The sequence below is a fragment of the Bacillus sp. C-3-6 genome, assembly GCF_054509685.1.
Genome location: NZ_CM137247.1, coordinates 354,407 through 374,527, shown reverse-complemented (window position 1 = coordinate 374,527; position 20,121 = coordinate 354,407). Strand labels below are relative to the sequence as shown.

Sequence of the window (20,121 nt, the reverse complement as noted above, 5' to 3'; positions counted from 1 at the left end):
ACTTATTGAAATAGCTTTTTTAAATTCTTCGTAAACGGTGCCTTTACAATCCCTTTTTCTGTAATAATCGCTGTTACATTTTCATGTGGAGTAACATCAAATGCTGGATTATATACTTTACTTTCTTTCGGAGCTGAATATTGTCCGAAACGATTAATCACTTCAGAAGCATCTCTTTCTTCAATCGGAATTTCTTTTCCTGTCGATGTCTTTAAATCAATTGTCGGTGTTGGCGCTGCTACATAAAACGGAATGTTGTAGTACTTAGCTAAAATAGATACGCCTAATGTGCCAATTTTATTTGCTACATCACCATTTGCTGCCACACGGTCGCATCCAACGATTACTGCATCAATCTTCCCTTGTGACATGACCATAGCTGCCATATTATCCGTAATAACAGTAACGTCAATACCCGCTCGCTGCAGTTCTAATGCTGTTAACGTTGAACCTTGTAATCTAGGACGCGTTTCATCCGAATAAATTTTTAAATTCCATCCTTTTTCTTTCGCTAAATACATTGGAGCCGTCGCAGTACCATACTTAGTCGTCGCTAAAGCACCTGCATTACAATGCGTTAATACTCCCATTTCATCATGGAATAATGTTAATGCATGCTCTCCAATTTGACGGTTAATTTCTTCATCTTCTCTATGAATTTCTTTTGCCTCTTCTAGTAATCTATTTTTCAGCTGTGAGATTGATAAGTGAGCATTATCTGTCGCTACACTTTCCATTCTTTCAAGCGCCCAAAATAAATTTACTGCAGTCGGTCTTGATGTCGCCAAGTATGTACATACCTTTCTTACTTCATCCATAAATCCTTCTTCCGTACTTTCAGCAAATTCCTTTATCCCTAAATACACTCCATAAGCAGCTGAAACACCAATCGCGGGTGCACCTCGTACTTTCATTACTTGTATTGCATCCCACACACTTTCAGCTGTTTTAAAAGATTCATAGACAATCTCATTTGGTAATAACGTTTGATCTAACAAAACTAAAGCATCATCTTTCCACTGAATTGGTATTAATTGCTCTTCCATCATATTCTCCCCTTACTTCGCGTAGTGCGTTGACTGTTCTTTTAACGTTTCCACAAAACTTGTGCCCGTTCTATATTGATTCGCTCGTAAAATAAAACTCTTCGCTACTTGAAGACAAATTCGCTCCGCTCTAGCACGTGCTTCCTCATTCCCAATACAAGTAATATCTTTTACTTTCGCTAATCCAACAATACGGCGAATTAATTCCAGACCTGTCACTGCAGCTGTATCCTCTAATACAGATTGCAAATAGACTTCGCTAAAGCCTTCTTCCTTCGCCATAATCTCGGTCACATGAATATCCCAAGCACCTAAAAACTTCTGCTTAAATAAATCAATTACCTCTACCATCGTAGTTTGTAACCAATCCATATACGTATCTTTCTCAGCTCCAGGTGACATCGTTGCATCTGCATTCACCCAAGCAAACATTAAATTCGCCATTACATTCCCAACGTCATATCCCATAGGTCCATAAAAAGCAAACTCAGGATCAATAACCTTTGTAGAATCATCTCTTACAAAAACAGAACCAGTATGTAAATCACCATGAAGTAATGCCTGTGCATTCGTCATAAAAGAAAATTTACGTTTCGCTACTTCCATACGAAGCTCTTTATCACTATAAATATGTTCCCTAATCCATCCCTCATTTAACGGAAATAACTCATTACGCTTATTATGATTGGTAAATGGTTCTGAATATACGAGGTCCTCTGTAATCTCACATAATTCAGGATTTATATAATTCTTCACAAATTCCTTCTTCTCTTTATGATTCATTACAACATCCGATGTTAACAAAAGTGTATTTACCATAAAAGTAGTTAAATCATCCGCAAGCCTCGGAAATATTTGATGATTTATAAGTGCTGTACGTAATATTGTGTGATTCGATAAATCTTCCATTACGCAACAATTCATCACACTATCAAATAAATACACCTTAGGAACAAGTCCAGGTGCTAACTCATCCTCTAACTGCAAAACATCTGATTCTATACGAATACGATTCGTCGACAACTTAAACTCATCTGAAATGCGAGCTGTATCCCCAGCTTGCTTTACGATGACAGACATGTTCTCTTTTTCATCCCAAACGCGGAACACATAATTTAAATTGCCATCACCTATTTCTTTACACTGTAACCCCTTTGCATTTTCAAACTTAGATAATTTCTCTTTCACATATGCAATCACATCTTTAGCTTCCATTAAAAAATACTTCGTGAACTTAGACATGGTTTCCCCTCCATACTAATTGTAAGCGTTTTCTAAAAGCTATAAAAAATAATAGGTTGAATTTTTTCATCCTATAAATATGTATTCTTCTTTTTGAAAGGTATATCTAGGTTTTATTATATCTTGTTAGCACTTTGAGTCAATGTTTCTAACTATCATCGTAATATACTTCCTAATTATATATTTGAGATGACAAAAATTGTTCAAAAATTTTCCGATTCATTTTATTTTATTTATCACAAAATTCTTTGTAAAATAGAAGTAAGCAGTTCCTTTTCAAAACTACAACTTCTAAGAAATATTTCCTTCCCAAGAAATTAAACTTACACACTATCTCTAACGTACACACTAAACTTTCAACTACTCATCTAAAATTTATAGACTTAAAATTACCTTTCCATTCCCTGTTAGTCTTAATTGAGAATAAATATTAATTAAATTGGTATAAAGTTGGTTTATTCTCTTGACAAAATAACCACTTCTATATGATAATTAATATCGAATTAGAATTATTATAGTTAATTAAAAAATATATTTTATGAGCACACTATTTTTTGATGCTCAAAACCAACATTTAGGAGGAATTTTAACATGTTATTAATCGGCACAGAAGTAAAACCGTTTAAAGCTAATGCTTACCATAATGGAGAATTTATCCAAGTTACTGACGAAAGTTTAAAAGGAAAATGGAGTGTAGTTTGTTTCTACCCAGCTGACTTCACATTCGTTTGCCCAACTGAACTTGAAGACTTACAAAACCAATACGCAACTCTAAAAGACTTAGGCGTTGAAGTATACTCTGTATCTACAGACACTCACTTCACTCACAAAGCATGGCATGATAGCTCAGAAACTATCGGCAAAATCGAGTACATCATGATTGGTGACCCAACTCGCACAATCACTACAAACTTCAACGTTTTAATGGAAGAAGAAGGTCTTGCTGCTCGTGGTACATTCATCATCGATCCAGACGGCGTTATCCAATCTATGGAAATCAATGCTGACGGTATCGGCCGTGACGCAAGCATTCTTGTTAACAAAATTAAAGCTGCTCAATACGTACGTAACAACCCAGGTGAAGTTTGCCCAGCTAAATGGCAAGAGGGTTCTGCAACACTTAAACCAAGCCTTGACCTTGTAGGCAAAATCTAAGGAGTTCGATCAAAATGATACTAGATGCAGATATAAAAACACAACTATCCCAATACCTTCAGTTAATGGAGAACGATATTTTACTTAAAGTAAGCGCAGGAGACGATAACGTATCTAAAGATATGTTAGCTCTAGTAGACGAATTAGCTACTATGTCATCTAAGATTACAGTAGAAAAAGTTGAATTAGAGAGAACACCAAGCTTTAGCGTAAACCGCCCTGGTGAAGACACTGGTGTCGTATTCGCTGGTATTCCATTAGGACACGAATTTACATCATTAGTGCTAGCTTTACTACAAGTAAGTGGACGCGCTCCAAAAATTGAACAAAAATTAATCGATCAAATTAAAAACATTCAAGGCGAATATCATTTTGAATCTTATATCAGCCTAAGTTGTCATAACTGTCCTGATGTTGTACAAGCTCTTAACGTAATGAGCGTTCTTAACTCTAGTATTACACATACTATGATTGATGGCGCTGCATTCAAAGAGGAAGTAGAAAGCAAAGACATCATGGCAGTACCAACTGTTTACCTAAACGGCGAATCTTTCGGAAGCGGTCGTATGACACTTGAAGAAATTTTAGCTAAAATGGGTAACGGTCCAGATGCATCAGAGCTTTCTGATAAAGATCCATACGATGTTCTTGTTGTTGGTGGTGGCCCTGCTGGTGCAAGTGCAGCAATTTACGCAGCACGTAAAGGCATCCGCACTGGTATCGTTGCTGAGCGCTTCGGTGGTCAAGTAATGGATACTATGGGCATTGAGAACTTCATCAGCGTAAAAAAGACTGAAGGTCCTAAGCTAGTAGCAAGCCTTGAAGAGCACGTAAAAGAATACGACATCGATGTAATGAATCTACAACGTGCGAAACGTTTAGAGAAAAAAGAACTTATTGAAGTGGAACTTGAAAACGGCGCTATTCTGAAAAGTAAGAGCGTAATCGTTTCTACAGGTGCTCGCTGGCGTAATGTTGGCGTACCAGGTGAAGCTGAGTTCAAAAATAAAGGTGTAGCATACTGCCCACACTGTGACGGTCCATTATTCACTGGAAAAGACGTAGCAGTTATCGGCGGAGGTAACTCTGGTATTGAAGCGGCTATCGACTTAGCAGGTATCGTTAAGCACGTAACTGTTCTTGAATTCATGCCAGAATTAAAAGCTGATGCTGTATTACAAGAGCGTCTTAACAGCTTACCAAACGTAACTGTTCTGAAAAACGTTCAAACGAAAGAAATCACTGGTACTGATAAAGTAAACGGTATTTCTTACATCGATCGTGAAACTGAAGAAGTTCATCACGTTGAATTACAAGGTGTATTCGTACAAATCGGTCTTGTGCCAAACACAGACTGGTTAGGCGAAACAGTTGAACGCGCTCGCGGTGAAATCGTAACAGACAAGCACGGCGCTACAAACGTACCAGGAGTGTTTGCTGCAGGTGACTGTACAAATAATCCGTACAAACAAATCATCATCTCTATGGGTTCAGGTGCAAACGCAGCTTTAGGTGCATTTGATTACTTAATCCGTAACTAATAAAAAAACAGGTGCCTTGGCACCTGTTTTTTTATTACCCTAATGTATAAACTAAAAACCTCTCATTCCCATTCTTCTCATAAGCACCTGACAATCTAACTTCTTTCTTCAGCTCAAACGCAGTCTGATTTTCTAAGAAAAAAATATAGTCCTCAGAAGGATAATATAAAATAATATCCACTTCTCTCCCCGTTTCTTCTACCGAAAGTAAAATGTTATTTACTACATTCATAAACACTTGTACAGAAAACGGATTGAAGAAATAAAAACGGTTATCGCATGGATCAATCTCATATTCCTGCGCTAAACAACATTGGAATTGAATTTTCCCCTTACTGTTTCGTGCCTTTCGTGCATAACGATCTCGATTATCCATTGCTTCTTTATAAAACTCTTCATTCATTTCAATTCCAACTGCTGAAGCACCACATTTATGATGCATATAAAAGTTTAATCGCCCTTTTCCGCACCCAAAGTCTACAATTCGGTCGCTACTTCGTATTTCATATTGATTCAATAACTCATCTAACCCGCTATACGGCGTCGGTTCATAGCGGTGATAATGCATAGACTTGTTAAACCCTTTTTGCTCACCGACTGTTTTTATATGTAAAACTGCATCGTAATATTGTTCGTTCATTCGTTTTCTCCTATTAAAAAATGGTACTTATTATTATACACCATGTACTGAAGGCTCATTTTTCATCAAATTAATAGGTACGTGAAATTATATTAACGATTTTCTCAATATATCTATCATAACTCAAAATATATCAACGTTTTTTCAAATATATCGATTTGCCGACAATTCACGACAAAAAAACAGGAGCTCTCTAGCCCCTGTCTTCTAACACTTTCAATACAGTTTGTTTCAATATTTCTACCCCATCCATAATACAACTATGATCAAACTTCATATACGGATGGTGTAATCCAGGTTGTAGGTCTGCTCCTAGTCCAAGCATGACAGCTTTTAAATGTGGTCTTTTCACTGTATAGTAATGGAAATCATCGCTTCCCGTCGTATAGAGAGGTCCTGTACATCTCTCTTCCCCATACACTTCGAGAATACCTTTACGCATAAAGCGCTCTGCTTCTTCGGAAACCTCTGCTCCTGGTGCAAGATCCATCCATTCGTATGAAGTTTTTGATCCCATCGATGCAGCTGATTCTATTACATGCTCAATCTTTTTCTTTAATTCTTCTAATAGTATATTACTCTCTGCTCTTACATCTAAACTGAAATGACCATTTCCCGGAATAATATTTAAATTATCACCACCAGCTTGGCATCTCGTCATTTTTACTGAATAAGAACTTTGCGGTGGCAGCCAAATATTTTTCAAACCGATATTAATCATGGAAATGACATCAATTGCATTCACACCTTGGTGTGGTCTTGCCCCGTGTGCATCCTCCCCATGAATCATACCCTCTAAAAATCCTGCTGCTCCATGGCGAATAGATGGGGCTGCTTGTTTCAAAGATAGTTCTTCAATTGGTCTTAGATGGACGCCAAATAAGAAATCGGCATCATCTACAGCACCTTTCTCCACCATCTTCAAAGCACCATTACCCTTCTCTTCTGCCGGCTGAAAAATAAATCTAACCGTACCACTTTTCCATCTCATATTTTTCAATTGTAAAATAAGTCCCATTACAATGGTCATATGAGCATCATGGCCACATGAATGGTTCGCTTTAAATTCTCCATTTACTTCTTGCCAAAGTGCATCCATATCAGCACGAATCGCAATAACTGGATTCCCGCCTCCAATCTCAGCAATTATACCTGGACAATCATCAAATGTTCTATATGAAATTCCTTCTTCTTTTAAAAAGTCAGTAATATACGCTGTCGTTTCATATTCTTTCCAACTTACTTCAGGGTTTTCGTGTAAATGCTGAAAAATCTCCGTTAAGCGCTCTTGTAGTTCTAATGTTTTCAACGTTCCAGTCTCCTTCCCACATTACAAACGATTCGGGTTAATTATACTTATGAAAAACAGATGTTTTTATGAACATATTGAATTTTAAGAAAAAAGTCAATTGTTTATTTTTAAATACTTAAAAAGCTTACTACTCACCTATATTACAAACTAAACAAACAACTAGAACATTCCTTATTTTCTGTTTTTTATGTTGACGCTTACATAAACTTTTAGTTATCATAACCTAATAAACGTCTATTTTACGACAATTCTAAAAATACAAACAAACATACGTAACAAGGAGGAACTTTATGAAAAAAGAAATACCTTTTGGAATAGCGATTATCCCTATTATCATTACCGTTGCAGTTATGATGGTTACAATTGTTGTATTAAAACAAACCCCTCACGTTCCACTTATTATCGGTACAACCGTTGCCTCTATTGTCGCTTGGCGTTACGGTTACAAATGGAATGATCTTGAAGAAGCAATGTATAAAGGGATTCGTCTTGCATTACCCGCTATCGTCATTATTATTCTTGTCGGTTTAACAATTGGTGCTTGGATTGGCGGTGGAATCGTCGCAACAATGATTTATTACGGTTTAAAACTTTTAACTCCATCACTATTTTTAGTTTCCATTACCGTCATTTGTTCTATCGTTGCATTAGCAATTGGTAGCTCTTGGTCTACAATGGGAACAATTGGTGTTGCTGGAATGGGAATTGGCCTAAGTATGGGAATCCCAGCTCCAATGGTTGCTGGTGCCATTATTTCAGGATCTTATTTTGGCGATAAAATGTCACCGCTTTCAGATACAACTAACTTAGCCGCAGGATTAACAAATACAGATTTATTCGCACACATTCGTCATATGTTATTTACTACAGTTCCAGGTTTAATTATTACTCTTATCGTCTACGCAGTCTTAGGAAGAAGCTTCGGCGCTAACAATATTGATGCGAAGAGCATCGATCAAACGTTACAAGTATTGCAACAAAATTTTGTTATCTCGCCTTTCCTACTCATTATACCCGTAGTCGTTATGGTATTGGTCGCTAAAAAAGTCCCTGCTATACCAGCGATTCTCGTCGGTATTATTTTAGGATTCTTATCACAAGTCTTTATTCAAGGTGGTTCTGTCTCAGCATCTGTCGGTGCACTCCAAGCTGGATTTGTTATAGACACTGGAAACAAGCTAGTAGACGAACTATTTAACCGCGGTGGCTTAGATTCGATGATGAATACAGTCTCTATGACAATTGTCGCTATGACTTTCGGAGGAGTATTAGAACATACAGGTATTCTTCGCTCAATTGTAAATCAAATTTTAAAGTTAGCGAAATCAGCAAAAGGGCTTATCGCTTCTACTATCGCATCTTGTTTTGCAACAAACCTTACTTGCTCTGAACAATATATTTCAATTGTTGTCCCTTCAAGAATGTACGCAAATGCATACACGGAAAAAGGACTACATTCAAAAAACTTATCCAGAGCATTAGAAGATGGTGGAACATTAACTTCTGTCTTCGTTCCTTGGAATACGTGCGGTGTATTTATTCTCGCAACACTTGGCGTAGGTGCATTTGAATATGCTCCTTATGCTATTTTGAATTTCATCGTACCTATTATCTCAATCATTTATGGTATAACAGGCTTCACAATTGTAAAACTATCAGACATTGAAAAAGCAGAACTACTAAAGAAACAAAAAGCTCAACTAGAAGCTTAAAAATAGCGGTAAATTCAGTTCATATAGTGCGCGAGGTCGCCCTTGTTGATAGGGCATTTCCTCGCCGCAAATATGAGCATACCCGTAATCAACTAATTTCTTTAACAACCTTTCTGTCGATCTTCGAGTCACTTGTAAGTACTCAGAAAGGTCAGCTGCTGTAAACTTCAATGACGGGTGCGATTGACTAAATTGAATGATTTTTGACAAGTTGGCCGGACTAAGCTTTGTTTCCTTCGCTATTTTCATTAGTTCCGGATTATCATTTTTCAAACTTTGTACTCTCTGTTCTTTCGGGAACGGACCAAACAAATCTTTATCACTTGTTAGTATATAAAAACAACGATCTATTGGATTGTTCTTTGCAAAACTTTGAGCAATTTTTGCATTTTGCTCCGCTTCTTTCACGGTTTTCCCATAACCAAATCCAATAGCTATCGTTCCTTCTACGCTCGCAAACAAGTTATCTATCGCATTTGTTTTAATAATTGATTCGATATCACCACGAGTTGTATACAAAATGCATGTCATTTCATCCACTTGTTTAAATGAACCACGTAGTTCTTTTGAAATGACATCTAGTTTTTCAAGCAAACTCGCTCGTAATTCTAAGGAAGAAATTATACAAGCACCAACAGTAGCTGAATAGCTTTTTGCTAACTCAGCTTTTATTTTTGCATCTTTTAGCCCATGTATAATGGATTGTGTTGGATCAATCATACGCTCTGAAGGAACACCTATTTTTTGAAGCTCGTCGTAAACAGCGTGAATACTAGTTAAAGCTAAATGAGCTTCTCCAGATTGATATTTAGCTACATGAAAATCGATAACTCTATTTATCTCATCTTTACTCCACAGCATATTTTCATAATCCAACACTTGCGGACTTTCTTTTATACCAATATCATGGAACACATTTGTAATAAACGAGCGGTCTACTAAATCGATGGAAATGTTATGTGGTTGAATACTTTGATGATACATGATAGAAAGAATTGAAGATGCGACAGTTGTCTCGTCTTGCTGTAAGTATGTACTTGGAATTCGTAATTGTTCTCTTATTTCTTTTGCCATATAATAAGGTAAAGCACCTGAGAAAAAAATGACATCACAAGGCTTTAGACACTTTAATAGTTCAGAAGATTCCGCCGGATGAAGGTAAATATATGGATCAATTTCTATTCCCTCTAATTTTTGAGCAATAGGAAAAAGGTTGTCCATAAATTCCTTTGAACCGACAACTGCAATTTTTATCATCATTTTCTCTAACTCCTTATCATTAATTAACGACTATTTAACGTCAACTATATCAAATGTATAAAACTATTGTAAACAGGAAGGGGTTTCTATTCAATGAAAATTACAGCTATTCATCTTTACGCAATTCGTTTACCGCTTCGCAATCCGTTTGTTATTAGTTATGGCTCTTATTCTGATATGCCCTCTATTATCGTCAAAATGGAAACAGATGAAGGTATTATCGGTTACGGTGAAGGCGTTGCTGATGATCACGTCACAGGTGAATCATGGGAAAGTACTTTCCATACTTTAAAACATACGCTAGCCCCTGCTCTAATTGGGGAAAATCCAATGAATATCGAAAAAATACACGACATGATGGACAATACAATTTACGGTGTTCCAACAGCGAAAGCCGCAATTGATATTGCTTGTTTTGATATAATGGGCAAAAAACTAAATCAACCTGTATATCAATTAATTGGCGGGCGCTACCATGAAGAATTCCCTGTCACTCACGTTTTAAGTATTGCCGATCCAGAAAACATGGCTGAAGAAGCTGCTTCTATGATTCAAAAAGGTTACCAATCTTTCAAAATGAAAGTTGGTACAAATGTAAAAGAAGATGTAAAACGTATTGAAGCCGTACGAGAACGTGTAGGAAATGACATCGCTATTCGCGTTGATGTAAACCAAGGCTGGAAAAATAGCGCAAACACATTAACAGCACTACGTTCATTAGGACATTTAAACATTGACTGGATTGAACAACCTGTTATCGCGGACGATATTGATGCCATGGCTCATATTCGTTCTAAAACAGACCTCCCGCTTATGATTGATGAAGGATTAAAAAGTTCTCGTGAAATGCGCCAAATTATTAAATTAGAAGCTGCTGATAAAGTAAATATAAAACTAATGAAATGCGGCGGCATATATCCAGCTGTAAAGCTCGCTCATCAAGCAGAAATGGCAGGCATTGAATGCCAAGTGGGATCAATGGTCGAATCATCTGTTGCCTCTTCCGCAGGATTCCATGTCGCTTTCTCAAAGAAAATCATTACGAGCGTAGAGCTAACAGGGCCATTAAAATTCACAAAAGACATCGGAAACTTACATTACGATGTACCATTCATTCGCTTAAACGAAAAGCCTGGACTCGGCATTGAAATAAACGAAGATACATTACAAGAACTAACCGTCTTTCAAGACGTTGTACGCTAAAGGAGGACTATCATATGACGGCTCTATACGAAGGAACATTAAAACAAAATACCGAATCATTTCACGTTACATTACTATCACTAGAGCACATCGAACAAATTTTATCACTACAAAACATTGTAGTTGAAGCACTAGAAGATAAAAGTCGTTTACAACCACTCTCACAAGCAGAATTTCAATACATTCTAGAAGGAAACGGCATGATGATCGGTGCTTTTATCGAAAACGAACTCATCGCATTTCGCGCTCTACTCGTCCCTCCTATCGACGATGAACATTTAGGGCTTGATATTGGTCTATCAGAAAGTGAACTGCACCGCGTCATCTATCAAGAAATCTCAAACGTTCATCCGGGATGCAGAGGAAATGGGATGCAAAAAATATTAGCAAACGTCATCATGGACGAATTACAAAAAGAAGATAGCAAATATGATTATGTATGCTGCACCGTTGCTCCTTTTAACATCCCGAGTTTGAAGGATAAATTTGCACAAGGGATGGAGATTGCTGCGCTGAAGGAGAAGTATGGTGGTAGTCTGCGGTATGTTTTTGTGAAGAAATTGCGCGGAGATAAAGAAAGAGATTGGACGGATGTTCAAAGTATTCTAATGAATGATGCTAATGGACAGCAGGCTTTGCTTTCGGAGGGGTATCGTGGGTATGAGATGGAGAAAACAGCAGATACTTTCATTGTGAAGTTTGGGCGATAATCTATATACTCGAAAAGAGGAGATGTCTGCTGTGACCTCTTCTCTTTTCGATTTGTTGAACAATCCTGTGGTAAATGAAATTATATCAACGATTTTTCGAATATATCTATCATAACTTACAATATATCAACGATTTTTAAAATATATCTATCAAAACTCACAATATATCAACGATTCGACAAGAAATATCGATTTACAGACAAAAATCGATATCCCTTCCTAAACCGTCATCTTCCAATTAGATAAAGCTAACCAGTTCTCCATTTCTTTATAATCAGGCATTATCTTCCCGACAAGACGCCAAAAAGAGCGATCATGATTTAAATGAACCATATGACACATTTCATGAACGACTACATAGTCAATTACTCGCTGTGGTGCCATTGCTAGCTTCCAATTGAATGTTAGTTGTAAATTCGAATCGCAAGTACCCCAAGTACGACTACTATCTGTAATACGAATAGAACGTGGTTTTGTCTTAAAGTTACTTTGATGCACTTTAATGCTCTTCTCTACTAAAGTTTTACACTGCTTATAATAAAATCGTTTTAAAGCTTGTTGTATTTTCTCATCCTTAAGCTCTTTCACATAAATATGTAACTTATCCCCTTCAAAAATCGCATTGTCTTGCTCAATGCTTACATCTTGGGAAATCTGTATCGGATACGTACTCCCTAAATACAAAAAGCCTTCTCCTTGATCGTAATCCTTTTCCTGTGGTCCACGCGCTCGCTCAGCCATCTCCTTACGGGTTGTCTGAATCCAATCCCACTTTTCCTCTAGCAACTGGACTAAGTATTCAACAGGTGTCCCTTTCGGAGCCTGCACTTCCACATTTCCATACGAATCCACAAAAAGACGCACGGACTTTTTCTTCTTATAAGTTATATGAAAATTAATTGTCTCGCCTAAATATGTATGTACCATTTCATCACCTAGCATAGTATTTTTACAAATAAAAAAGAGTAGGATACGAACGTCCTACTCTACCTATTATATCATTTACTGCTTTAACGAACTCATTATCCTCTATACTTTACACCTAATCCCTTAATGAAATTCCTTGCGTATCTATCGCCGCACTCTTTGTAATTTTTATGACCTTTTTTTCTTAATAGAGCGCCTAACTCTCCTTTTGTTACCGTAACGCCCACGCTATCTAATATATCAAGTACGTCCTCACTCGTTAAAGATAGTGCGATTTTCATTTTCTTTAGAAGAAGGTTATTGGCACTCTCCTTGCTCTGTACAGGTGCAGGCTGCCCTGGTTTCGGATCTTGCTTTCCTCTTTTTAAAGTAATAAATCCATTTAAAAATGCCTCTAACATCATCATATCGCATGTTTTTACGTACTCATCTTCAGCTACCTCATCATTTTCAGCTTCATGCTGAGGAGCCCTCTTTATTTTTGTAAGCATATCAACTACGTCTTCTTTCGTTACTTCCATCCCGCCAAGTTTAAAGATTTCCACCATATCTATATCTCTTATGTCTAAAGCGTATCGTACTCTTTTTAATATATCGTTGTTGCTCATTGCCATTGGGTTTCCTCCTGAAATGTTGATTATAGTAATGCTTTTAGCATGTGTAAATTAATGTCGTTAAGTTACTACTTTAACATTTTAGGAGGAGGTTTTGTAGTCTTAACCAAATTTATGATTATAGAGGCTATACTATAATCCAAGCAATAATTTGATTCTATAGAAGGGTTACAGTAACTTTTCGGTTCATTTTTTCTTAGTTCATTAGATCTACATTCTAGTTTATATTTGTTAACTATAAAAGCAGTGCTTTGATTCCTCAAATACACTGCTCGTCTCTTACATTGTTATATTTCTTCTATACAAACTAGAGTTTATGGGTTTCGATGAATTTTATCCATATAGGAGACTATTGCATATCATAAATTAGCCACTTTCCGTCAACTTTCTTCAAATCAATAGTAATATTGTCAGGATTAGGGCCGTATAAAGGTTTTGGAGAGCTATCTATCGTAACTTTTAATTTTGCTCTATCTCCAACTTTTCTTTCTTCTATATTCAATATATCTATTGACGCATTTTTTGGAATTCCAATACGTTTTCCAGCTTCTACATCCCAAGGGAGACTCGGATGTATATACTCACCTGCTTTTTTTAAATCTCTTGATTCAAGAGATTTAAAAAAGCCTTTTACTGTTTCTTGTGGACTATTATTTTGAATTAAAACGTTAACTAAGATAACCATTAAAATAATCCCAATTATCCAGACATACCACGGGAATTTTTTTAAAACCCTTATTGATTTTATTTTTTTATCATTTCTATTTTGAGGCATAGTATCATTATGTAATTTTCCACCATCAAATATTTCTTCTGATTCATCCAAATTTATTATCTCTGTACCACAACTAGTACAGTACTTATTTGTTTTCAATAATTTCTTATTACATGCTGTACAATTCATTATTTTATTTCTCCCTGCCCTATTATTAAAATCAAATCCCCAAAGTTTCACATATTTAATTTTCTATTATTTTCAATTTTTTTGATGTAGTAGCATTAAAATTACCTGATGAATCCAATTCTGTATGATAGATATACGTTTTGACTCTAAAATTTTTATGTGGAAACTTTTTATTTACAGCACTTACCACTAAATTGTTAATTTCATTTCCAATTTTCACAGCTTCTTCTACCGTAGACTTATTATCAACTCGAACTTTTATCGGAAAATCAGCTGTATAATACATATTTGGATTATCATACAGCGTTGCTTGAAATAAAAATGGGGCTAATCCGGTTTGTTCAATAAGTAAATCCTTCGTATCATAAACTTTTATATTTGCAATATTCTTTCCTACTTCCGATCCTGCCTCTGCATCAAAGGTTTCTAATTTCTCGTTAGCAACGCTTGTTTCATTTCCTACCGCCTTACCCTTATAATTCATTTCAATAAATTTCACATTACCATCCCGGTCACAATCCAACCAAACAGTACCTTCTTTATTTTTGAAAGCCCCATCCACACTTACAGATGTGCTACCGCCCCCAGTTCCTGAAAACTTCTCAATCTGCACACTTTCCGCATCATTTCCTCGAACATCATATTTTGCATACCCTTCCGCCTCAGTGCCTTCTGATTCAATTTTAGTACCTAACATAATATCAAGACCTAATAATTTGAAGGCATCCTTATACTTCAAATCTTTTGGCTCTAATAATTCAATCTTAATATGATTAATAATTTTCCCATCACTTTCAAATGTATATTTAGCATAATTATCTACATATAACCATCTAGTTTCCTCTTTTGTTCTTGGGGATGAAAGCGTTTTTTCTAAATCTTCAAGTCGATAAGTTTTTTTTAGGTACATTGCTATTCCACTTAAATTTGAAGTCGAAATATCATTGCTCTCATTCGTCATAATTTTCTTCTCATCTTGCTTAACATTTTGGCTTACTTCTTTTGTTGGTACTGATTCTGTTGATTTTTGACAACCCGATGTAATTAATCCTGCTGTAAGTAAAGCTATTAATAATTTCTTCATAATTTCCCTCCAATTAAAATAAAAAAATTCTGGTAGCTCCTATAAGAAAAAATCTTCAAATCAGAAGAAAATTCCACAGTACTCTAAAATTATTATCGAATATTTAAAAATAACTATTATTCAAAAGATCTTCATACCAATACTAAATAATTAACTTTATAAATTATGTCGAAAGAAGTCGAAAAACAATATTTTTATAATCAGAAATTCAGATTTAATTTTTCCGCTGTTAAATTAATTAATTTGAACATGAAATAGGACCTCCTTACATGCACTCTGCATGTAAGGAGGTCCTATTTAGATAAAAATCATACATTTTCTTAACTTGATGGCCATGCTCAAATAAAGGGATTTCTTATTTCTGTCTATTATTCAGATTACATTTCATACCTCGATAGAGCCTAATGTACTCTACTCCAGCTCTTGTCATTTTTCCCCTTACGAGTATTCGTTAGTTCATTATATTCTCAAAGATTTCTTTTTTCAGCAAGCAGACTGTATCAACAAAAAAAGTTACATTCACAAAAAAACTCAAAACTAAATAAAATAACTACCCACAAATTAATACAATCCATTTCCCTCTATCTTCAAAGTATTACACCGTCTCACTATCCTGAGCCACACCAACACTATCCTCAAACTTATCCAACAAAGCACGCACCTCATCCGTCGACTTCGTGCTCATCAATTGATTTCTCAATTCAGCAGCTCCAGGGAAGCCTTTTACATAAATTTTGAAGAAGCGGTGAAGCCCTGTGATTGAGCGTGGCAGTACTTCTGCATATTGATCTTGTAAATTCAGCTGTAGTCTTAAAAGATCTAGATGTTCTTTACTGCTATGCTCTCTTGGCTCTTTTTCAAACGCAAATGGATTTTTGAAGATGCCTCGTCCGATCATTACGCCATCAATGCCGTATTTTTCAGCAAGTTCCAGTCCCATTTTACGATCAAGGATGTCTCCATTGATTGTTATTAACGTATTTGGTGCGATACGGTCACGTAATTTTTTAATTTCCGGAATTAGTTCCCAATGCGCATCTACTTGGCTCATTTCTTCTCTTGTGCGTAAATGAATAGAAAGGTTTGCAATATCTTGTTTGAAAATGTGCGTTAACCAATCTTCCCACTCGCTTAACTCTTTAAAGCCAAGTCTTGTTTTTACGCTGACAGGTAGTCCGCCCGCTTTTGCTGCTTGGATAAGTTCTGCTGCAACGTCTGGACGTAGAATAAGGCCACTGCCTTTTCCTCTTGATGCAACGTTCGGAACTGGGCAACCCATGTTAATATCGATACCTTTAAATCCTAGCTCTGCCATACCGATACTCATTTGACGGAAGTATTCAGGATTATCTCCCCAAATATGTGCTACCATCGGTTGTTCATCTTCTGTAAAAATCAAACGGCCACGTACACTTTTCATACCTTCTGGATGGCAATAGCTATCCGAGTTTGTAAACTCTGTGAAAAATACGTCCGGACGACCTGCTTCACTTACTACGTGACGGAAAACAACGTCTGTCACATCTTCCATTGGTGCAAGTACGAAAAATGGTCGTGGTAATTCACGCCAAAAATTATCTATCATTTCAAATTCAAATCCTCTCACTATGAATACAATTTCAAAATCTCAATTTATAATTTGTGAAAATCAGCAATATTTATTTTAACTAAAATCGCTTATGAATGGTATTTTTGTAAACCAAAAAGCAGGTGGTATAGATTTTTTCTATATCAACTGCTTTCCTATTATACTAACTTAAGCCAAGCCACACACTCCACATGCGTCGTATGCGGGAACATATCAACAGGTTGTACTTCCTGCGTTTTATATCCGCCTTCTTCTAGTACTTTTAAGTCACGCGCTAATGTTGCTGGGTTACATGATACGTATACAACGCGTTTTGGTTTCATGTCGATGATTGTATTAAGTAGTGCCTCATCACAACCTTTACGCGGTGGATCTACGACCATTGTGTCGGCAATTACGCCTTCTTTGTACCATTTTGGAATAACTACTTCAGCTTCTCCTACGCCAAATTCAGCGTTTGTCATGTTGTTTAGTGCTGCGTTACGATTTGCGTCTTCGATTGCTTCTGGGACGATTTCAACGCCGTACACTTTTTTCGCTTTTTGCGCTAGGAATAACGAGATTGATCCGATTCCGCAATAGGCATCGATTACTGTTTCGTTACCATTTAATTTTGCGTATTCTAACGTTTTATCGTATAGCACTTTCGTTTGTTCTGGGTTTACTTGATAGAATGAACGTGCTGAAATCGCAAATTTAATGTCACCGATAAAGTCATAAATGTATTCTGATCCGTACAGTACTGTCGTTTTGTCTCCGAAAATTACATTCGTACGCTTCGTATTTACGTTTTGAACGATTGATTTTACTTCTGGGAATTTCGCTGCAATTTCTTCAATGATTGCTTTTTTGTCCGGCAATTCTGCTGTACGTGTAATGAAGACAAGCATAATTTCCCCTGTTACTTGTCCGTAACGAGCCATTACGTGACGAAGTGTTCCTTTGTTACGCTCTTCGTTGTACGCAGTGATACCGTGCTTTTCACAAATACGTTTTACTTCTTGAATTAATGTATCGTTTTCTTCTGCCTGAATTAAGCATGATTCCATATTAATGATGTCATGCGTTCCTTGGCGATAGAAACCAGCTACAAGTCCGCCTTCACGTTCTCCGATTGGTACTTGTGCTTTATTGCGATATACCCACGGGTTCTTCATGCCAAGTACAGGATGAACAGGAACATCACCTAGTCCTCCGATACGCTGCATAACGTCACGTACTTGTTTTTCTTTCGCTTGTAACTGTCCTTCATAAGTTAAATGCTGAAGCTGACAACCGCCGCACTGGTTATATACTGGGCATTCTGCATCTTTACGATATGGACTTTCTGTATGAAGCTTCATTAAACGACCAAATGCGAAGTTTTTCTTCACTTTAATAATTTTAATTTGCGCTTCTTCACCTGGTAATCCGTTTTTAACGAAAATAGGATAGCCCTTTACTTTCGCAACACCGGCACCATCATGTGTTAAATCTTCAAATACTACATCTATAAACTCGTTTTTCTCAACTGGTGGCGTCATTTTAGTACTCATTTTCCGACCTCTCTTTTTCATAACACTGCGTTACATTTTATCATACTTATATGGTCTTTTTCTATTGGAAGAAAAAAAGCTATTGACGATACTTCTCTGTTAATGTTACGCTACTACTAATTTAATACGGACGATGTTACCTCATATATACTTGATAATATGGATCGAGAGTTTCTACCCGGCAACCTTAAATTGCTGGACTATGGGGAAAACTAATGAATATTAGCCTATGCGCAAAAAAGGACTCATATTGATTAGCTTTCTCTCATAGATGAAAGTGAATCCATATGGGTCTTTTTTTATTTTTATTTTTCTAAAAGGTCAGACATCTTACGTATGACATAAAACCTCGTTCTTTTATTTTTAGTAATATAACGAGCGTTTTATGTACAAACTTTATACGAACTTCTGAAAGGGGCAACTACATGCAATATGTAATGAGCATTATCGGTATTCTTGCCGTGTTAGGTTTATGTTTTGCTTTGTCAAACAACAAAAGTAAAATCAACTTCCGTGCAATTGCAATTATGATTGGTTTCCAAATTTTAATCGGTTGGTTTATGTTTGCTACAAAGGTTGGTCAACAAATCATTATTTTCATTAGTAAAGTTTTCAACAAACTAATTAAACTTGGTACGACAGGTGTCGATTTTCTCTTTAATGGAATTCACAGAGATTTTGTCTTTTTCTTAAACGTATTATTAATTATCGTATTTTTCTCAGCACTACTTTCAATCTTTAGTTATTTAGGTGTTTTACCATTCATCGTTCGCGTTGTCGGCGGTGCTATTTCAAAAATTACTGGTTTACCACGCGTTGAATCATTCCACGCAGTAAACTCTGTATTCTTCGGTTCAAGTGAAGCGTTAATCGTTATTAAAAACGATTTACAGCATTTCAATAAAAATCGTATGTTTATCATTTGTTGTTCTGCGATGAGCTCCGTTTCTGCTTCTGTTACAGCATCATACGTAATGATGTTAGATGCAAAATACGTACTAGCAGCTCTTCCGCTAAATTTATTCTCAAGCTTAATCGTTTGTTCGTTATTAACACCAGTTGATACGAAAAAAGAAGATGAAGTGATTCAGAAATTTGATAGAACTCTATTCGGAGACAGCTTTATCGGCGCAATGATTAACGGTGCACTTGATGGTTTAAAAGTCGCTGGTATCGTTGCCGCATTAATGATCGCCTTTATCGGTGTGATGGAAGTTGTAAACTACGTAATTAGTGCTGCTTCAGGTGCAATGGGACATGCTGTTACTTTACAACAAATCTTCGGTTACGTACTTTCTCCATTCGCATTCTTAATGGGTATTCCAACTCAAGATATTATCCCAGCTGGTGGTATTATGGGTACGAAGATTGTTTTAAATGAGTTTGTAGCAATCCTTGATTTAAAAGACACAGCTACAACATTAGCTCCACGTACAGTTGGAATCGTTACAGTATTCTTAATTAGCTTCGCAAGTATTAGCCAAATTGGTGCAATCGTTGGTACAATCCGTGCCCTTTCTGAAAAACAAGGAAGCGTTGTTTCTAAATTTGGTTGGAAAATGCTATTTGCATCAACACTTGCTTCTATTTTATCTGCGACAATCGCTGGATTGTTTATTTAATAAAAAATCACCTTACTTTAACGAGT

17 protein-coding genes and 1 riboswitch are annotated in these 20,121 nt (G+C 36.4%); of the genes, 6 read left to right on the top strand and 11 right to left on the bottom strand.

The features are described from left to right. Positions 1 to 2: 2 nt before the first annotated feature. The gene (gene mtnA, locus ACW0JX_RS01985; RefSeq protein WP_459245288.1) at positions 3 to 1,049 is read right to left on the bottom strand and encodes an S-methyl-5-thioribose-1-phosphate isomerase; all 1,047 of its coding nucleotides are present in this window, start codon (positions 1,047 to 1,049) and stop codon (positions 3 to 5) included. Between the two features lie 9 nt (positions 1,050 to 1,058). Next, the gene (gene mtnK, locus ACW0JX_RS01980) at positions 1,059 to 2,288 is read right to left on the bottom strand and encodes an S-methyl-5-thioribose kinase (protein WP_089170322.1); all 1,230 of its coding nucleotides are present in this window, start codon (positions 2,286 to 2,288) and stop codon (positions 1,059 to 1,061) included. Positions 2,289 to 2,879: 591 nt separating this feature from the next. Between mtnK and ahpC the strand changes: the two genes are divergently transcribed. Beyond that, positions 2,880 to 3,443, top strand: a complete 564-nt coding sequence (ahpC, locus tag ACW0JX_RS01975; RefSeq protein ID WP_000924420.1) for an alkyl hydroperoxide reductase subunit C — start codon at positions 2,880 to 2,882, stop codon at positions 3,441 to 3,443. Positions 3,444 to 3,457: 14 nt separating this feature from the next. After that, positions 3,458 to 4,984 carry an alkyl hydroperoxide reductase subunit F gene (ahpF, locus tag ACW0JX_RS01970; protein WP_000599499.1) on the top strand — a complete coding sequence of 509 codons (1,527 nt, stop codon included), beginning with the start codon at positions 3,458 to 3,460 and terminating at the stop codon, positions 4,982 to 4,984. A gap of 34 nt (positions 4,985 to 5,018) precedes the next feature. Here ahpF and ACW0JX_RS01965 read toward each other — a convergent pair whose 3' ends face one another. After that, the gene (locus ACW0JX_RS01965) at positions 5,019 to 5,624 is read right to left on the bottom strand and encodes an SAM-dependent methyltransferase (RefSeq protein ID WP_095691488.1); all 606 of its coding nucleotides are present in this window, start codon (positions 5,622 to 5,624) and stop codon (positions 5,019 to 5,021) included. Positions 5,625 to 5,817: 193 nt separating this feature from the next. Next, positions 5,818 to 6,933: a M20 peptidase aminoacylase family protein gene (locus ACW0JX_RS01960; protein ID WP_459245287.1), complete on the bottom strand. Its 1,116-nt coding sequence runs from the start codon at positions 6,931 to 6,933 to the stop codon at positions 5,818 to 5,820. A gap of 293 nt (positions 6,934 to 7,226) precedes the next feature. Between ACW0JX_RS01960 and nhaC the strand changes: the two genes are divergently transcribed. Continuing rightward, on the top strand, positions 7,227 to 8,648 hold the full coding sequence (nhaC, locus tag ACW0JX_RS01955) for a Na+/H+ antiporter NhaC (protein WP_000711525.1): 1,422 nt from the start codon (positions 7,227 to 7,229) through the stop codon (positions 8,646 to 8,648). On the opposite strand, the gene ACW0JX_RS01950 is transcribed toward nhaC, so the two are convergent. Beyond that, entirely contained in the window at positions 8,637 to 9,908 is a 1,272-nt protein-coding gene (locus ACW0JX_RS01950; protein ID WP_078401483.1) for a transcriptional regulator, read from the bottom strand. The genes nhaC and ACW0JX_RS01950 overlap by 12 nt on opposite strands. Positions 9,909 to 10,001: 93 nt before the next feature. Between ACW0JX_RS01950 and ACW0JX_RS01945 the strand changes: the two genes are divergently transcribed. Together ACW0JX_RS01945 and ACW0JX_RS01940 are read left to right on the top strand one after the other, a co-directional pair. Next, the gene (locus ACW0JX_RS01945; RefSeq protein WP_263039614.1) at positions 10,002 to 11,111 is read left to right on the top strand and encodes a mandelate racemase/muconate lactonizing enzyme family protein; all 1,110 of its coding nucleotides are present in this window, start codon (positions 10,002 to 10,004) and stop codon (positions 11,109 to 11,111) included. Between the two features lie 14 nt (positions 11,112 to 11,125). Next, a complete protein-coding gene (locus ACW0JX_RS01940; protein ID WP_459245286.1) occupies positions 11,126 to 11,821 on the top strand; it encodes a GNAT family N-acetyltransferase in 696 nt (231 codons plus the stop codon). A gap of 219 nt (positions 11,822 to 12,040) precedes the next feature. Here ACW0JX_RS01940 and ACW0JX_RS01935 read toward each other — a convergent pair whose 3' ends face one another. The 6 genes from ACW0JX_RS01935 to rlmD form a co-directional block, all read right to left on the bottom strand. Further along, positions 12,041 to 12,748, bottom strand: a complete 708-nt coding sequence (locus ACW0JX_RS01935) for a M48 family metallopeptidase (protein ID WP_459245285.1) — start codon at positions 12,746 to 12,748, stop codon at positions 12,041 to 12,043. Between the two features lie 95 nt (positions 12,749 to 12,843). Next, positions 12,844 to 13,362, bottom strand: a complete 519-nt coding sequence (locus tag ACW0JX_RS01930; RefSeq protein WP_053565385.1) for a YehS family protein — start codon at positions 13,360 to 13,362, stop codon at positions 12,844 to 12,846. A 349-nt stretch (positions 13,363 to 13,711) separates the two neighbouring features. Beyond that, complete coding sequence (locus ACW0JX_RS01925) at positions 13,712 to 14,266, bottom strand: nuclear transport factor 2 family protein (protein WP_459245284.1); 555 nt, start codon at positions 14,264 to 14,266, stop codon at positions 13,712 to 13,714. Positions 14,267 to 14,321: 55 nt separating this feature from the next. Next, positions 14,322 to 15,350, bottom strand: a complete 1,029-nt coding sequence (locus tag ACW0JX_RS01920; protein WP_459245283.1) for a hypothetical protein — start codon at positions 15,348 to 15,350, stop codon at positions 14,322 to 14,324. Positions 15,351 to 15,945: 595 nt separating this feature from the next. Continuing rightward, complete coding sequence (locus ACW0JX_RS01915) at positions 15,946 to 16,935, bottom strand: tRNA dihydrouridine synthase (RefSeq protein WP_427260174.1); 990 nt, start codon at positions 16,933 to 16,935, stop codon at positions 15,946 to 15,948. 161 nt (positions 16,936 to 17,096) lie between these two features. Next, positions 17,097 to 18,473, bottom strand: coding sequence for a 23S rRNA (uracil(1939)-C(5))-methyltransferase RlmD (gene rlmD, locus ACW0JX_RS01910; RefSeq protein ID WP_459245282.1), 1,377 nt, complete (start codon positions 18,471 to 18,473; stop codon positions 17,097 to 17,099). A 121-nt stretch (positions 18,474 to 18,594) separates the two neighbouring features. Next, positions 18,595 to 18,696: riboswitch (purine riboswitch) on the top strand. A 202-nt stretch (positions 18,697 to 18,898) separates the two neighbouring features. On the opposite strand from rlmD, the gene ACW0JX_RS01905 reads away from it, so the two are divergent. Continuing rightward, positions 18,899 to 20,095 carry a NupC/NupG family nucleoside CNT transporter gene (locus ACW0JX_RS01905; protein ID WP_001200494.1) on the top strand — a complete coding sequence of 399 codons (1,197 nt, stop codon included), beginning with the start codon at positions 18,899 to 18,901 and terminating at the stop codon, positions 20,093 to 20,095. Positions 20,096 to 20,121 lie beyond the last annotated feature (26 nt).

What these genes read in the sequence shown, in the direction of transcription:
- ACW0JX_RS01940 (WP_459245286.1), top strand. Translation starts at nt 11,126, where the DNA reads ATGACGGCTCTATACGAAGGAACATTAAAACAAAATACCGAATCATTT.
- ahpC (WP_000924420.1), top strand. Translation starts at nt 2,880, where the DNA reads ATGTTATTAATCGGCACAGAAGTAAAACCGTTTAAAGCTAATGCTTAC.
- ACW0JX_RS01945 (WP_263039614.1), top strand. Translation starts at nt 10,002, where the DNA reads ATGAAAATTACAGCTATTCATCTTTACGCAATTCGTTTACCGCTTCGC.
- ACW0JX_RS01965 (WP_095691488.1), bottom strand. Translation starts at nt 5,624, where the DNA reads ATGAACGAACAATATTACGATGCAGTTTTACATATAAAAACAGTCGGT.
- rlmD (WP_459245282.1), bottom strand. Translation starts at nt 18,473, where the DNA reads ATGAGTACTAAAATGACGCCACCAGTTGAGAAAAACGAGTTTATAGAT.
- ACW0JX_RS01935 (WP_459245285.1), bottom strand. Translation starts at nt 12,748, where the DNA reads ATGGTACATACATATTTAGGCGAGACAATTAATTTTCATATAACTTAT.
- nhaC (WP_000711525.1), top strand. Translation starts at nt 7,227, where the DNA reads ATGAAAAAAGAAATACCTTTTGGAATAGCGATTATCCCTATTATCATT.
- ACW0JX_RS01950 (WP_078401483.1), bottom strand. Translation starts at nt 9,908, where the DNA reads ATGATGATAAAAATTGCAGTTGTCGGTTCAAAGGAATTTATGGACAAC.
- ACW0JX_RS01915 (WP_427260174.1), bottom strand. Translation starts at nt 16,935, where the DNA reads ATGATAGATAATTTTTGGCGTGAATTACCACGACCATTTTTCGTACTT.
- ACW0JX_RS01925 (WP_459245284.1), bottom strand. Translation starts at nt 14,266, where the DNA reads ATGAATTGTACAGCATGTAATAAGAAATTATTGAAAACAAATAAGTAC.
- mtnK (WP_089170322.1), bottom strand. Translation starts at nt 2,288, where the DNA reads ATGTCTAAGTTCACGAAGTATTTTTTAATGGAAGCTAAAGATGTGATT.
- ACW0JX_RS01930 (WP_053565385.1), bottom strand. Translation starts at nt 13,362, where the DNA reads ATGGCAATGAGCAACAACGATATATTAAAAAGAGTACGATACGCTTTA.
- mtnA (WP_459245288.1), bottom strand. Translation starts at nt 1,049, where the DNA reads ATGATGGAAGAGCAATTAATACCAATTCAGTGGAAAGATGATGCTTTA.
- ACW0JX_RS01905 (WP_001200494.1), top strand. Translation starts at nt 18,899, where the DNA reads ATGCAATATGTAATGAGCATTATCGGTATTCTTGCCGTGTTAGGTTTA.
- ahpF (WP_000599499.1), top strand. Translation starts at nt 3,458, where the DNA reads ATGATACTAGATGCAGATATAAAAACACAACTATCCCAATACCTTCAG.
- ACW0JX_RS01920 (WP_459245283.1), bottom strand. Translation starts at nt 15,350, where the DNA reads ATGAAGAAATTATTAATAGCTTTACTTACAGCAGGATTAATTACATCG.